This is a genomic window from Flavobacterium rakeshii (assembly GCF_009741375.1).
Lineage (GTDB): Bacteria > Bacteroidota > Bacteroidia > Flavobacteriales > Flavobacteriaceae > Flavobacterium > Flavobacterium rakeshii.
This window is the reverse complement of the sequence record NZ_WOWP01000013.1, coordinates 121,982-137,736: the sequence shown is the minus strand read 5'-3', so window position 1 is coordinate 137,736 and position 15,755 is coordinate 121,982. Positions and strand designations below refer to the sequence as shown.

The window sequence follows — 15,755 nt, the reverse complement described above, 5'->3', positions numbered from 1 at the left end:
GTTATTTTTTGCAAAGGTAGTTTAAATATTCAATTAATAAGCCATAAATAAGCTTCTTCAAACTGACTTGCCCAAAGCTTTTCGTTATGCCTGCCGTTGTGTACTATCTTTTTATGATACAGCTTCTTATCGGTTAGCTTAAAACGAATCAGTTCTTCCATACGTTCCAAATCAGGAATCATTTCACAGCTTTCATGGTCACCTGCCATAAAGTACAGTTTGGTATCAATGCTTTCCACGGCATGGACATCATCATATATTTTGTCGTTAAACCAAAACGAAGGGGAAAAAATACCTGCTTTACCAAATACCTTTGGGTACTTCAATATGGCATAAAATGATATGAGTCCGCCAAGGGAACTGCCCATTATCATAGTGTTTTCCTTATCGTTGAGGGTGCGGTAGTGTTCGTCTACATAAGGTTTAAGTGTAGTAACCAAAAAATCAAGGTATTTGTCGCCATGACCTCCGCCATACTTTTCGTTAGGGTAGGGAGTAAGCTCGTCAATACGGTTGTCGCCTCCGTTTTCTATGCCTATAACAATGGTTTCGGCTTTAAGGCTGTCCAGTGTTTCGTCAATGCGCCATTCTCCGGCAAAAGCGGTAAAGCTGTCAAACAGATTCTGACCGTCATGCATATACAGTACCGGAAACTTTTTATCACTATTCTCGTATATATTAGGTAGGTATATCCATATTTTACGCTCGCCACCCAGTTGCGGGGCATTGATGGTAAAAGTCGACACATTTTGTGATAAAGACGGGGTTTGAGGTTTGGCAGTCATACACCATAAAGATAAGGTGAATAGGAAAAAAATGCGGACCATAATTAAAAACTTTTACGGTAAAACGATATATTAGCTAAAAATACCACAATCTATGAGCACTTACGAAGAAAAATTAAGCTTATTGTCTGAAATGATTGCTTTTGCAAGAATTGACGGTGAGATACACGAAAGGGAGTATCAGTTCTTGGCTATAGTTGCTTCACAGCTCAGTATAGATAAGAATGTTTTTGAAAGCCTTTTTGAGCATGAGGCCGAAAGGGTAGCCATAAAATCAGAGCACCAGCGAATATTACAGTTTTACAGGCTGGCACTTTTAATGCATGCCGATGGTGTACTGCATGAAAACGAGCAGATTGCCATACGTGAAATGGGCATCAATATGGGGCTTAGCCCGTTTGCCATGAGAAGCGTACTGCAGGAAATGGAAAAATCGCCAACAGGACTTATTGATCCGGATATTATGCTGGCACTTTTCCGTGCCCAGCACAATTAATCGGCGGCTTTGTGTATAACCCTTTGCGGGAATGGTATAGATACCCCGTTTTGCCTGAATTTGTCCAGTATCCTGTAGCGTAAACGGCTTTTTACATTCTCGGCCCTAAATACATCTTCCACCCAAAAGTAAATAGAGAAGTCAAGCGATGAGTCGCCAAAGTTATTAAAGCGTACAAACGGTTCGGGCTTTGTAAGTATGCCCTGTTCTTCGGCAGCAGCATCGTGTAATAATCGGGTAACCAAGTCAACATCCGACGAATAATCAACCCCTACACTAACATCAAAACGGGAAGCTAAATCGTTGTGCGTCCAGTTAATCAGTTCGTTTTTGGTAAGGTCAGAGTTCGGGATAATAATATACTTATCATCTCGGGTAAGTACAGTGGTTGTACGCAGGCGTATTTCCTGTACGGTTCCCACTATATTGTTTACCTCTATTACATCGCCCATTTTTACAGTAGAATCTACCAGTATTACAATCCCCGAAATATAATCGCTAAACAGGTTTTGTATACCAAGTCCCAAACCTACTAACAGTGCAGCAGAACCTGCTAACAGTACCGAAAGGTTAAAACCTACTATTTCAAGCGAGAGTACTAAAACAATTACAAGGAGTATGTATTTAATAAGGGTAAAAATGGAATACTTTTTAGCCTCATCAAAACTATGTATGCGGTAAATGCTCTTTTTTATGATTTTCATGATGAAAGCCACACATACCCAAAAAAGGATAAGTGTAATGATAGAGCTTACCTTAAGCTGCGTTTTACCTATGGTAATCAGCGTTTCATTTAGTAAATCTTTAATATGTTCCCACATGGTTTATTCCGGTTTGGTTTGGTTGTCTTTGTTCATTTTTACATTAAAGGACGGGGCTTCATAATCCTTGTCAAGATAGTTTTGCGGGATGGTGGTCATGTTTCCGTCGCGCGCAGCCCTATAGTGTGGCGATAGTATCTCAATACCTTTTTCATTACAGCAGTCCTGTATGTTTTTATGCAGTTCGCTGTATATGGCAGCCTGTTTGTTGGCTTCTTTAGTATAGGCATTAATCTGGTAGGCAACATAAAAATCTTCCAAACTGGTTTGCAGTACAAACGGTACAGGTTCTTTTAGTAAATGTTCGGTTCTGTCGGCGGCATCAAGCAGTGCCTGTTGTATGTCTTTCCACGGCACATCATACCCAATGGTTACCGTAGTATGGAGTATGAGCCCTTTGCTTATGGTATCACTACTGTAATTAATAGTGTGGCTACTCATTACGGTGGAGTTAGGTATGGATATAATTTCGTTTTTAATGGTACGAATACGGGTTACCAGTAGTGATTTTTCAATCACATCGCCCACAACTTCGCCAATTTTTACACGGTCGTTAATCTTAAAGAGGCGCATATAGGTAAGTACAATCCCGGCAATAATATTAGATAACGATCCCATAGAACCAAAGGTGAACAGGAAACCTAAGAAAACCGACACCCCTTTAAATACCTGTGAGTCACTACCCGGAAGGTAAGGGAATATCACGATTAACAGGAAAGCCAGTATGAGTACGCGTACAATTTGATAGGTAGGGTTTGCCCAGTCGGGGTAAAAACCGTCTATGTGCAGGTTGCCGCGTGCAATTTCGTTTTTAAGGAAACGGGCGAAGCGCAGTATGTACCTAAAAATAATAATCAGTACAATAATGGTAATAAGATTTGGCATATAATCCCAAACGCCAAAAGCTACCTTTTTAACCGGAGTAAGAATGTAGCTGAAAAGTGTTTCGGCAAAGTTTTGCGTCCACGGGAAAATACCAAACAGCACAGGGAGTGCTATATAGATAAGCAGGAAAATAAACAACCACTTTATAAGCCTGTTTACCAGTAATAGGAGGTTTACCTGCCTGTCGGCATCAAACAGTTCGTAGGTTTTGATTTTTATACCGTGTATCCTTTTATCCTTTTGCTCTTTTATCTTGTTGGCAGTCCAGCCAAACAGTTTCCCCGAAAGGTAAATAAGCAATACCAGTACACCAATTACTAAAAGCGCCAGTGCTATTTCCTTAACCAGAGTTTTAAAGCTGGTTTCGTTCTTGTAGGTGGTTATCTCATCAGCAATTATAGTTTTGTAACTATCGGCAAGTTTCTCTTTTGAGGTGTTGTTCCAAATGGCATCATTCTCTGAAAGGCTAATGATTATCCTGTCGTGGTATACCACATCTGAAGTCGCTTCGGCAGAAACCACCTTTAGTGAATCGGGCTGGAAAAGAATCCTGCCACCCAGTTCCTCAATGCGGCGGGTTACGGCCTGGGCACGTTCGGAAGCCGAGAAACTGCCCTGTTTACTGTAAATATAGAAAAGAGTGTCTTTAAAGAAACCCATAACCGGATTCCCTTTTATGGTAGAACGCAGTTTGTCTATCTGTTCTTTTTTTGCGGCAAGCCTTTTGGTTTCGCGGCTTTCAAGCTCTTCGAGCTCTTTTTGCAGTTCTTCCTTTTTAAGGTTATCGGTGGTTTTTAACGACTGTATTTGTTGTTCCAGTTCGGCTTTTTTAACCGAGTCTTTTAACCGTTGTTGCTCAATAAGCGCAATTTTGGTATTAAAAGCCTCAAGATTAGCGGCATTAACCGAATCGTTTACCTGTGCAATACTGTCTTTTTGGGCAAAAGCACATTGCGTAATAGTAAAAGCAATTATCGTTATAAATAAACGGTAAAGTTTCTTCATCCTCATATTCTGTGTTACAACACATAAATATAGGGAATTTTTTGAATTTTTAATATAGTTTAAAAGCCATAAAATAAAGCCTTTTCTTTATAAATGCCTTTCTCAATTTTCCACATAATCATATATCCTCCCGCACCATCACTATTAAAAGCTTCAATAAATAGGGTATCATTTTTTGAATCATAATAAGCCCATGTATGTTTTAGGTTGGGCTCATACAGGTTTTCAAGAGCTTGACCAGGAAGTTTTATAATTTTATTTCCCATAGTAACCTGTATTGATGCATATTGGGTAGTAGGCATTTCACCATCTGTACCATAGTAAGGCTTACCGTTTATAAATTCAATCACGTCGGGATAATCTTTAGAATAAGTAAAAGTCTTTCCTTTAGGATTAAAGTTTTCTGTGGTTACTATTATAGAGACAGTATCAAATGATATTTTGGTGCTACTATCATTTATTTTTGTAGCCGTTATTTTTTTAAAGTTGGTTTCGTTTATAACAACCAAACGGTCACGATAAACTACACCATTAGCTATTTTCCCTTCTGCGTCTGTATAATCTACAGGTATCCATTTTTCAGTAGCATTATTTTCGTCAAAAAAGCAGGAAACAATAGAGCCATTTTTTAACCGGGTCTCTATTTTATTAATGTCAGCCGAGTTTCTCACATTGCAATAGCCATCACTGTCTTGTATATAGGCAAAATCCTGAGCATAGAGGCTATTAAGGATTAGAAGGAAACAAAGGGTAAGGATATGTTTCATTTAGATTATTATTGGTTGATTATTAGAACTAAAATTTTATTTTAGAATAGAGTATAGTATAAAAATCATTCAAAAATAAAATTAAGCTCTCCATAAAGTTTATTAGGAATGTTATCAGCACTTATTATATAATCAATTTTAAAACTTTTTATCTCAGAATATTCAGAAAACACTATAGCTATTTTATTTAATGTTTCATTATATCCATGTTTTAGATTTTTGATATTATAATTAACAATATAGTTTGAATTTAACTTTGTAATTTCACAGCTTTGATGAAAATCTAAATCAGTATTAATTTTAAATTTAGATGAAGGAAAAATAGTATCTAACTTTAATTTTGAGTAATCAAATCGATGAGCTGGTTTATAAGGTGGATCAGGAAGCTTTGGACTATCTTTTAATGAAGACACTTTAACTACATTTAAAAATGATGGAAAATATAGATGTATATCGATGTTTTCTGCTGGTATGTTTCCTTCATTCAAAACTGTAAAATTTGTTTTGAAGGTTAGAGATTGCATCTTATTATAATCAAAAATCTCTTTTAAACTTTCTTCATATTTAAAAAAGTAATTATCTAAATCTTGATTATAACTTTCTATTTGCATCTTATCATAAACCAATAGTTTAGGCAACAAACTGTTTTCAGTTTCTTTTAGATATAAATAAGGGAATTCATTTTTTAAAGCTGTAATTTTTTCATTCTTATATCTAAAAAAATCTATATCTTTTAATGGTTGTAAAATAAATTTATGAAAAGTACCAGAGGAAAGTTCCAATGAAATATTTGGAATTTTAGATTTCAAAGTCAGATTTTCTTTTTCTAAGGCTTTGATTTTTCTTTCATCTTCTGTTAATTCATCTTTTAAAAAGTATTTAGAATTAGGCTTTAACGATTGTATATTTAATTGCCTGGCTCTTAATCTAGGACCTACATCATTTGTGTATAATAAAATGTTATCGATAGAATGATTTTTGCTAAATTCAAGTATGCTAGCTATTAATCGATGGTCTTGTTCGTCAAAGTTTAAGTTATACTGATTGTATGTTGATTTTGAAGGTTTTTCAAGAATTAGTTCAAAAAAAATATTCTTTTTTATTTCTAATAAGTTAATCTCACAAAACTCCTCAATTTTGTTTAGAGCTCTTCTAGCTCTGTTACTAATTTTGTTATTACCTATTTTTTTTGAATCCAGTTCGTCTAATACGATGGGAGCAATTATAATTTTACATTGTTCAGAAGAAGATTCTTCTAACCAGTTGATTTCTTCAAAATCTCTGAAATGTAAAAAAATATTAGTATCTATAAATATGTATTTCATACCTTAAATCTTATCCTGCAACACTTTAATTTCGTCCCTTAACTTGGCAGCCTGCATAAAGTCAAGATCTTTGGCGGCTTTTTCCATAGCCTTACGTTTTTCGCGTATAATCTTTTCAATTTCGCCTTTGGCCATATAAGTGGTATCGGGCTCGGCAGCCATTTTAGGCGCGTTGTCATAATGGTATGACGACACCGGACTCTTAGACAGTGAGTTCTCAATTTTCTTGTTAAGGGCTTTAGGTTCTATACCGTTTGCCTTATTAAAGTTCATCTGTTTTTCACGGCGGTAGTTGGTCTCGTCAATAGTACGTTGCATACTGTCGGTAATTTTATCGGCATACATAATCGCCTTACCGTTCACGTTACGGGCAGCACGCCCCACGGTTTGTACCAGCGAACGCGTACTTCTCAAAAAGCCTTCCTTATCGGCATCCAGTATGGCAACAAGCGATACTTCGGGTAAGTCAAGTCCCTCTCTTAAAAGGTTAACCCCAATAAGCACGTCAAACAGACCTTTACGCAGATCCTGCATGATTTCCACACGTTCCAGTGTATCTACTTCCGAGTGGATGTAACGGCATCGTATGGCTACCTTGGTAAGGTATTTAGCCAACTCTTCCGCCATACGCTTGGTTAGGGTAGTGACCAAAACACGTTCGTCTGCCTCTACACGTTGCTGTATTTCCTCAATAAGGTCGTCTATCTGGTTAAGGCTTGGGCGCACTTCTATAATCGGGTCCAGCAATCCTGTAGGGCGTATAACCTGCTCTACATAAATACCGTCACTTTTTTGAAGCTCGTAGTCGGCTGGGGTAGCACTTACATACACCACCTGATTTTGTAGTGACTCAAACTCTTCAAATTTAAGCGGACGGTTATCCATCGCAGCCGGAAGCCTGAATCCATACTCCACAAGGTTTTCCTTACGGGAGCGGTCGCCGCCATACATGGCATGTACCTGCGATACGGTTACGTGGCTCTCATCTATAACCATTAAAAAATCATCGGGGAAGTAATCCAACAAACAGAAAGGTCTTGTACCCGGTAGCCTGCGGTCCAGGTAACGCGAGTAGTTCTCGATACCCGAACAGTACCCCAGTTCACGAATCATTTCCAGGTCAAAGTTAGTACGTTCTTCAAGGCGTTTTGCCTCCAGGTGTTTGCCTATCTCTTTAAAGTAATCTACCTGCTTTACAAGATCCTGCTGAATGTCCCATATAGCTCCCTGCAGTACATCGGGCGATGTAACAAACATATTGGCAGGGTAAATATTCAGTCGGTCATACTTTTCAATTACAAGTGCAGTTTTGGCATCAAAGGCTTCAATTTCTTCAATCTCATCACCAAAAAAGTGTACCCTGAAAGGATCATCGGCATAACTGGGGAAAATCTCTACGGTGTCTCCCTTAATACGGAAGGTTCCTGGCAGGAACTCGGCTTCGGTACGGGAGTAAAGGCTCTGTACCAGCCTGTGTAATAATTTGGTTCTCGATATAACCTGATCGCGCTCTATGGAAATTACGTTTTTTTGGAATTCCACCGGGTTACCAATACCATAAAGGCACGAAACCGAGGCTACCACCAGTACATCGCGCCTGCCCGAAAGCAGGGATGAGGTAGTACTTAAACGCATTTTTTCGAGCTCTTCGTTAATCGAGAGGTCTTTTTCTATATAAGTTCCCGTTACGGGAATATAAGCTTCGGGCTGATAGTAGTCGTAGTAGGAAACAAAGTACTCTACGGCATTATCGGGGAAAAACTGTTTGAACTCTGTGTACAGCTGTGCTGCCAGTGTTTTGTTGTGTGCCAGTACAAGTGTAGGGCGTTGTACATTTTCTACCACGTTTGCCACGGTAAATGTTTTACCCGAACCGGTAACCCCTAAAAGTGTCTGGAAACGTTCTCCTGAATTTATGCCCTCACTAAGCTGTTTTATGGCTGCGGGCTGGTCGCCCATAGGTTTATAATCAGATACTACTTTGAATTTCATTTTTCTGTTTTGAATTTCATTTTTCTGTTTTTCCTTCCTTTTTTACAAAGATAGTGAAATGATTGTTTGAGGATTTGATTGTGCCGGAGTAAATCAAATAAACAGTACGTTAAATAATAAGGTTAACCCAAAGCTAATCAAAACACTCCATCATAAGGAGGTCGCCTTCCTTGTGTTCTATTAATACTATACCATCCTTGAGGGTTACATTACTGCTGCCGGTACGGTAACCCAGTGTTAACTCTTCGTTATTGAGTTCGTATTTAAGATTTTCGGTTTTTATGCCAATTACTTTTCCTATGGGGATTAGTGACAGCGGAGTATTTTGAGGATACCATTTCTCAAACTTTTTAGGAAGCAGGAATACCTTAGAGTGATCATCCAGTATAACCACCTTGATAAGGTCACGGTAGCGAACAATATTAGTAATGTTTGTAATGGTATGGTCGGCACGTTTACCTGTAGCCCAAATTACATTGGCAGCGGGTATTTTTCTGTCTATAAGGTAGTCCAGTGCTTTTTCAAGGTCAGTTTTATCCTGACTGGGGGTATGCACTATTTCCAGCGGATATTGTAACTCCTTGTATTTTTCGGCATCAAAACCATTGTCAAAATCGCCAAGCAACACATCTACTTTAATGCCCAGTTCCATTACACGTTCAATGGCGTTATCAAGTACTATTACAAGCGGAGACCACTCCAGTAACTGCCCCATAAGCTCTTTACTGCATGCTGCACCGTTTGCAATAATTAATGCAGGTTCCTGATCGTCTCTAACAATGTGGTGGGATGACATAATTTTGATTTAGAGAGCAAAAATACAAACTTTATTGTACTGTATACTCAATAAAGGAAGCTTCACTAAGCCTGAAATAACCTAAAGGATAATTATCGGGGTTGGTTTGGTTTACAATATTACCCCTCACGCTAATAGGGGGTGTTTGAAAAGGGTTTGGAGTATCGGGCGGAATTAGGCTCAGTAACTTACTCATGTAGTCGTAATAGCGTGGAGAAATGCCATACAGGTAAATTATCATTTCTTCATTTTGCTGTAAATCGTCATACAAACGAATGGTGTAAGTATAATTTCCGTTAACAAACTCGTCGTCAAAAATAGCGTCGTTAGATCCTCTATCAAGTCTTACAAAGCTATGCATATAATAATTTTCCTCATTGGGAGGATCCTGAAAGTAAGCTCTTAAAGTGGTGTCATCGTCATTAAACCCTTCGGCAGTTTGTACTACTTCCTCCAGTTGTGGTACGCTAATAAGAGTTTCGGTTGCGGTATAGGTTTCTCCGTTTAGCTCAATGTATAGTGTATACGTTTCGTTTATAACAGGCAGGAAGTTATCACAAATATACTGTCCTGTTTTTTGTATGTTGTCAGACTCTGTGAAGTTATACACATCGTTATTACTGTTTTTTACATACACTTTAGCACCCATTACAGTAGGTATAACCGTATCGTAAAAGCCTGTAGTAGTGGTTAGCCGAATAGTTTGATGTTGCCCGGTATATCCTTTTATCCAATTTATTGAAGCATCGACCACAAGACGGGGCGGAGAAGTGGGTATATCTAAATCAACAACGTCTTCACAAGCCGTTATAAAAAGGCTCATGAAGACGAGTAATAAATAGTATATTTTTCTCATTTTGTGGAGGTTCGCTTACAACCTAACACAAAAATAAAGTAATTATTGTACGGTATACTCCATAATGTCTACTTCTGTAACGCGGAAATAGCCAAAAGCATAGTTGTCTATGTTGGTTTGGTTTACCAGATTACCACGTACAGCTGTAGGCGGAATTTGGAACGGGCCACCTCCAGGTTCGGCAATATTTGTAAGCTGCATAAGATAATTAAAAAACCTTTCGGAAGTGCCGCCAAGCTTAAAGCTCACAATATCGCCTGCTTTCAGGTCTTCATGATTTATAAAGGCAAACATTTCATTTCCTTGGAAAAACTCATCGTCAAGTGCATCATAATCAGGGTAAGGCAGTGCATCTATATCAAAGCGACCCATGTAGTAGTTAACTTCGGCACCGTTATCCTGCCAAAAGAAACGTACTTCAATTTCATCGCCTAAAATACCACCTTCATCATCCTGTACCACATTAGAGATTTCAGGAACGGCAAATAGTTTTTCGGTAGCCGTATACGTTTCTCCGTCGTTAATTACGGTAAGAGAGTATTCATTATTAATTACAGGAATAAAATCATTACACACGTAATTACCGGTATTCGGTACTTCGTTAAAAGTAAATACAGTACCCGTTGTATTATTGGTAACAAATACCGTAGCGCCCGATACTACAGGGATTTCCGGTTCATAATACCCTGTTGTTGTAGTTAGTTTTATGGTTTGGTTACTTCCGTCTGTACCCTTTAACCATTCTATAGAGGCGTCAATAACCAGTCTTGGTTCTGCTGTGTCTAGGTCTACATCAATTACATCTTCACAACCTGTAAGAGCCAGTGAAGCGGTAAATAATAATAGTAGGAGTTTTATATTTTTCATGGTGATTGTCTTAGAATTTAAAGTTGTAGGTAACACTTGGTATTACACCGAATATAGAAAGTCTTACAGCCTCATTAGCTCCGGTATCTTCGTTTTGCCTAAAGTTTATAGAAGCGGCATTCATCCTGTTGTACAGGTTGTAGATACTAAATACCCATTCGCCCTGCCATCCTTTTTTCTTATCGGGTTTTGGAGTATAGGTAGCCGATACATCCAGATGGTGGTATGCCGGAACCCTGTTTTCGTTTCTCAGTCCGTAGCTTGGAATTACTAAATCACCATATACATACTGTCCGTTTGGATAGGTAACAGGCTTGCCCGACTGTAACGCGAAAATTGCTCCAAACGACCATTTGTTGTTGTATTCATAAGATCCTGTAACCGAAAGATTGTGGAGCTTGTCATAACCCGAAAGGTACCATCCGCCATTGTTTATACCTGTTTCGCTTGATGTTCTGCCTGGTGTTTGCTGTTCTGATCTGGAAAGGGTATAAGAAACCCATCCTGTTAGCTTACCTGTATTTTTCCTGAAAAGGATTTCAAGTCCGTATGAACGGGCTTTACCGTTAAGTATAACCTGCTCAATATTGTTGTTAGCAATAAGGTCGGCTCCGTCAATATAATCAACTCTGTTTTTTACTTTTTTGTAAAAGGTTTCGGCTTCAAGAGAGTATTCGTTATCCTTAAAGTTTCTGAAGTACCCTAAAGCAACCTGATCCAACAACTGTGGTTTGATGTACTTACCACTTGGTGCCCATACGTCAAGCGGAGTAGGGGATGCTGTGTTAGAAATTAGGTGAAGGTATTGTGCCATCCTGTTATAGCTGGCTTTTATAGACTGATTGTCGTCCAGTTTAAAGGAAACACCTGCTCTTGGTTCCAGATTACTAAAATCGGCGATGGTTTTACCGCTGCTGTAATATTCGGTACCTGTAATTTCGCCTTTCTCATATATTTTAAGTTCGTCGTTAAACACCACAGGTTGGTCGTTAGCATAAAGTGCCATTTCCTGTTGTCCCATTCTGTAGAACATACTGTAGCGAACTCCATAACTTATAGTAATATTATCGGTAAGTTCGTGTTCTGCCTCAATGTAAGCAGCAGGCTCAAAAGCATATTTTTTATCTAGCTGATCGGGGTTAACCGTTGAGGTTTCGTCAATAGGTTTAATAGTACCCGGATTAAAATCGTAGTAAACGGCATTAACACCATAGTTTAGCTTAAACTTGTCTGAAATATAGTTCTTAAAGTCGTATTTGAAATTATAGTTTTTAATCCCTGATTCCCATGTAAAGCCTACAAAACCAAGCTCTAAGCCGTAGTAGTAATCACTGTAGATTAATGAAGCATTAGAGAACAGTTTTTCGTTAAACAGGTGATTCCATCTCAGGTTAAGTACCGTGTTACCGTATACGTTATTAAAACTATTGCTCAGATTAAATAAATCGCGACCAAAGTAACCCGAAAGGTACAGGTTATTGTTTTCATTTAGCTGGTAGCTTAACTTGGTATTTAGGTCGTAAAAATAAGCTGAGTTGTCATTATCGGCTAGTTTAAGAAAAAGGTGAGCATATGAAGCTCTACCACCTATAAGAAAAGAGCCTTTGCCTTTTACAAGCGGACCTTCGGCCAGTAAACGGCTGGAAATAGCACCTATACCGCCATTCATATGGAATTCATTTTTATTACCTTCTTTCTGGTATATATCCAGTACCGATGATAACCTGCCACCGTAACGTGCAGGGATTCCGCCTTTGTACAGTTTAAGGTCTTTAATGGCATCTGAATTGAATACCGAAAAGAAACCGAAAAGGTGAGAGGAGTTAAATATGGTAGCCTCATCCAGTAATATAAGGTTTTGATCGGCAGCGCCACCACGCACGTTAAAGCCCGATGATCCCTCTCCGGCATTAGTAACCCCCGGTAGGGTAAGTATGGATTTTAAAACGTCTACCTCTCCCATAACTACAGGCATTTTTTTAATTTCCTGTACAGAGAGTTTGTTAACACTCATTTCGGGCTTCTTGATGTTAGCCCTTGGCTGATTGTCTGAAATTACAATTTCGCTAAGTTCCTGGCTTGATGATGAGAGTTCGTAGTTTTTCCTGATGTTTTGGTTCAGGTTTACAGTCTCGGTAATAGTGGAAAAACTTACATAACTAATTTCAATGGTGTAAGTACCTTCCGGAAGTGATATGGAAAAGAAACCATATTCATTTGTTGAGATAGCAGTTTGGGTTTCTACAATGTAAACGGTAGCTCCAATAAGGGTTTCACTGCTGCTCATGTCTGAGATTGTTCCGCTGAGCGTGTATTTTTCTTGGGAAAAACCTACAGCAGCGAACAATAGTAAGATGGCCGTGAGGCATCTCTGGGTAATAGTGTTCATTTTTTTGATTGATTGGTTGTTGTTTTCTTTTTAGCAAAATTCGAATACTAAATTATGATAAAGGTAAATTATTCTCGGCAAAAAGTACAATCTCCTTATTATTCTTTAATATTTGGATTGATAACGTCTAACAGACGTTTGAAATTGTATTTTGTTACATGCTTTACGTTTTTTTAAATTTTGCGCAAAAGTATTTAGACACGCTTTAAAGGCAAATTTATTATTACCCAACCGTTTTAAATAGTAGCTGAAGTGTTGAATTTGTAGGTTAAATTATAAAAAAAAGCTGCCGGTTAGGGCAGCTTTTTAGTTATACTGAATGCTTGTATTAAGCCAGTTTCGCTAATATAGTGTTTAGCGTTTGGCTTGGACGCATTGCGTTATCTGTTTTAGCAAAATCAGGGTGGTAGTAACCGCCTATTTCCTGAGCTTTACCCTGAGCACCAATTAACTCGTCGTTAATTTTAGCTTCGTTAGCAGTAAGTTCATTTGCAATTGGGGTAAATTTAGCTTTAAGTTCAGCATCTTTATCCTGACCAGCAAGAGCCTGAGCCCAGTAAAGAGCAAGATAGAAGTGAGAACCACGGTTATCAATTTGTCCTACTTTACGGGCAGGAGATTTGTCGTTTTCAAGGAATTTCTCGTTAGCAACATCAAGAGCTTCAGAAAGTACGATAGCTTTAGCGTTGTTTTGAGTTTGACCTAAGTGCTCAAAAGAAACACCAAGTGCTAAGAACTCACCAAGTGAATCCCAACGAAGGTATCCTTCTTCAACAAACTGCTGAACGTGTTTAGGGGCAGAACCTCCTGCACCAGTTTCAAATAAACCACCACCATTCATTAACGGAACGATAGAAAGCATCTTAGCTGATGTTCCAAGCTCAAGGATAGGGAACAGGTCAGTAAGGTAGTCACGTAGTACGTTACCCGTTACAGAGATAGTGTCAAGACCTTTTCTGATTCTCTCTAAAGAGAATTTAGTAGCCTCAACAGGGTTCATGATATGGATTTCAAGACCGTTAGTATCGTGGTCTTTAAGGTAAGTTTTAACTTTTTCGATAATCTGAACATCGTGTGCTCTGTTCTCGTCTAACCAGAATACAGCAGGAGTTTCAGATAATCTTGCACGGTTTACAGCAAGTTTAACCCAGTCCTGAATAGGAGCATCTTTAGTTTGGCACATTCTGAAAATGTCACCAGCCTCAACATTCTGTTCCATGTAAACAGTACCGTTATTGTTGTCTACAACCTTAACAACACCGTTTGCAGAAAGTTGGAATGTTTTATCGTGAGAACCATACTCTTCTGCTTTTTGAGCCATAAGACCAACGTTTGGTACGCTACCCATAGTAGATGGGTTAAATGCACCGTTAGCTTTACAGTCTTCAATAGTAGCTGTATATACACCAGAGTAACTTCTGTCCGGGATAATAGCAAGGGTATCCTGTTGTTTACCTGCTGCATTCCACATTTGTCCTGAAGTACGAATCATAGCCGGCATAGAAGCATCTACAATTACATCTGAAGGAACGTGAAGGTTAGTAATACCCTGATCAGAGTTTACCATTGCAATAGCAGGACCGTTTTGGTATACCGCCTCGATAGCAGCTTTAACTTCAGCTTCCTGAGCGTGACCTGCAATTTTAGCATAAACATCACCTAAACCGTTTCTTGTATCTACACCAAGCTCTTCAAATAAAGCCGCATATTTAGCGAATACATCTTTAAAGAATACTTCTACGATAGCACCGAAAATGATAGGGTCTGAAACCTTCATCATCGTAGCTTTAAGGTGAACAGAGAATAATACTCCCTGTTGTTTAGCGATTTCTACCTGCTCAGAAACGAAAGCCTTAAGTTTATTAAGGTTAAGTGCAGAACAGTCAATTATTTCTCCTGCTTTTAGCGGAGTACTTGGCTTAAGTACTGTTGCAGTACCATCGTTAGCCACAAATTCGATTCTTACATCAGTAGCGTCTTTCACGGTAACTGATTTCTCACTTCCGTAAAAATCACCTTCTGTCATGCTTGCAACCTGAGTTTTAGAATCTGCGCTCCATGCTCCCATTGAGTGTGGGTGAGCCTTAGCGTAGTTCTTAACTGCTTTTGGTGCTCTACGGTCAGAGTTACCTTCACGTAGTACAGGGTTAACTGCAGAACCCAATACTTTAGCATAACGTGCTTTTATTTCTTTTTCAGCATCTGTTTTAGCCTCTTCAGGATATTCCGGTACGTTGTACCCCTGAGCTTTAAGTTCTTTAATTGCAGCTTTAAGCTGAGGAACAGAAGCAGAAATGTTTGGTAATTTTATAATGTTAGCTTCAGGAGTTTTAGCAAGCTCTCCAAGTTCACTTAATGCGTCACCTATTTTTTGATCGGCAGTAAGGTTTTCAGGGAAATTAGCAAGAATTCTTCCCGCAAGTGAAATGTCTCTTGTTTCAACTTCAATTCCTGCCGGAGCAGCAAATGACTGAACGATAGGAAGGAAAGAGTGGGTGGCCAGCATTGGAGCCTCATCGGTTATTGTGTAAATAATCCTTGATGTTTTTGACATTTTTTTACGTTTTTTAAAGCGCCCTACGGCTTTACCTCGTGAAGCCGAAAGGTTAATTATTAATGAGTTAATCTATATTATGTGAAGCCGGTTCATTAAAAGGAGTGTATTTGTATACGAAAGTCGTATTCCTTTTAATATCAAGGCTCGCAAATATAGCAAAAACTAACTTAATTCACCTTTTGTAAACTTTAAAAAAATGATTGAATCCCAAACA

At 38.6% G+C, this 15,755-nt stretch carries 12 protein-coding genes; 1 reads left to right on the top strand and 11 read right to left on the bottom strand.

Annotated features, from left to right (window positions below; translation table 11 throughout):
• Positions 1–29: 29 nt before the first annotated feature.
• Positions 30–785, bottom strand: coding sequence for an alpha/beta hydrolase (locus GN157_RS04430; RefSeq protein ID WP_231749052.1), 756 nt, complete (start codon positions 783–785; stop codon positions 30–32).
• 94 nt (positions 786–879) lie between these two features.
• On the opposite strand from GN157_RS04430, the gene GN157_RS04425 reads away from it, so the two are divergent.
• Positions 880–1,281 carry an excinuclease ABC subunit B gene (locus tag GN157_RS04425; protein ID WP_157481902.1) on the top strand — a complete coding sequence of 134 codons (402 nt, stop codon included), beginning with the start codon at positions 880–882 and terminating at the stop codon, positions 1,279–1,281.
• Here the strand turns inward: GN157_RS04425 and GN157_RS04420 are convergent.
• From GN157_RS04420 to GN157_RS04375, 10 genes are all read right to left on the bottom strand, one after another.
• Positions 1,278–2,102: a mechanosensitive ion channel family protein gene (locus tag GN157_RS04420; protein WP_157481901.1), complete on the bottom strand. Its 825-nt coding sequence runs from the start codon at positions 2,100–2,102 to the stop codon at positions 1,278–1,280. The genes GN157_RS04425 and GN157_RS04420 overlap by 4 nt on opposite strands.
• 3 nt (positions 2,103–2,105) lie before the next feature.
• Positions 2,106–3,992 (bottom strand): mechanosensitive ion channel family protein, encoded by a 1,887-nt coding sequence (locus tag GN157_RS04415; RefSeq protein WP_157481900.1) that lies wholly within the window; start codon positions 3,990–3,992, stop codon positions 2,106–2,108.
• A gap of 59 nt (positions 3,993–4,051) precedes the next feature.
• Positions 4,052–4,759 (bottom strand): hypothetical protein, encoded by a 708-nt coding sequence (locus GN157_RS04410; protein WP_157481899.1) that lies wholly within the window; start codon positions 4,757–4,759, stop codon positions 4,052–4,054.
• Between the two features lie 65 nt (positions 4,760–4,824).
• The gene (locus tag GN157_RS04405; protein ID WP_157481898.1) at positions 4,825–6,084 is read right to left on the bottom strand and encodes a PIN domain-containing protein; all 1,260 of its coding nucleotides are present in this window, start codon (positions 6,082–6,084) and stop codon (positions 4,825–4,827) included.
• Between the two features lie 3 nt (positions 6,085–6,087).
• A complete protein-coding gene (gene uvrB, locus GN157_RS04400) occupies positions 6,088–8,076 on the bottom strand; it encodes an excinuclease ABC subunit UvrB (RefSeq protein ID WP_157481897.1) in 1,989 nt (662 codons plus the stop codon).
• A gap of 133 nt (positions 8,077–8,209) precedes the next feature.
• Positions 8,210–8,872 carry a thiamine diphosphokinase gene (locus GN157_RS04395; protein ID WP_157481896.1) on the bottom strand — a complete coding sequence of 221 codons (663 nt, stop codon included), beginning with the start codon at positions 8,870–8,872 and terminating at the stop codon, positions 8,210–8,212.
• 31 nt (positions 8,873–8,903) lie between these two features.
• Positions 8,904–9,695: a DUF4249 domain-containing protein gene (locus GN157_RS04390; RefSeq protein WP_197429391.1), complete on the bottom strand. Its 792-nt coding sequence runs from the start codon at positions 9,693–9,695 to the stop codon at positions 8,904–8,906.
• 75 nt (positions 9,696–9,770) lie between these two features.
• On the bottom strand, positions 9,771–10,595 hold the full coding sequence (locus tag GN157_RS04385; protein WP_157481894.1) for a DUF4249 family protein: 825 nt from the start codon (positions 10,593–10,595) through the stop codon (positions 9,771–9,773).
• A gap of 10 nt (positions 10,596–10,605) precedes the next feature.
• A complete protein-coding gene (locus GN157_RS04380) occupies positions 10,606–12,984 on the bottom strand; it encodes a TonB-dependent receptor (protein WP_157481893.1) in 2,379 nt (792 codons plus the stop codon).
• Positions 12,985–13,312: 328 nt separating this feature from the next.
• Positions 13,313–15,538 (bottom strand): NADP-dependent isocitrate dehydrogenase, encoded by a 2,226-nt coding sequence (locus GN157_RS04375; protein WP_157481892.1) that lies wholly within the window; start codon positions 15,536–15,538, stop codon positions 13,313–13,315.
• Between the last annotated feature and the right edge of the window lie 217 nt (positions 15,539–15,755).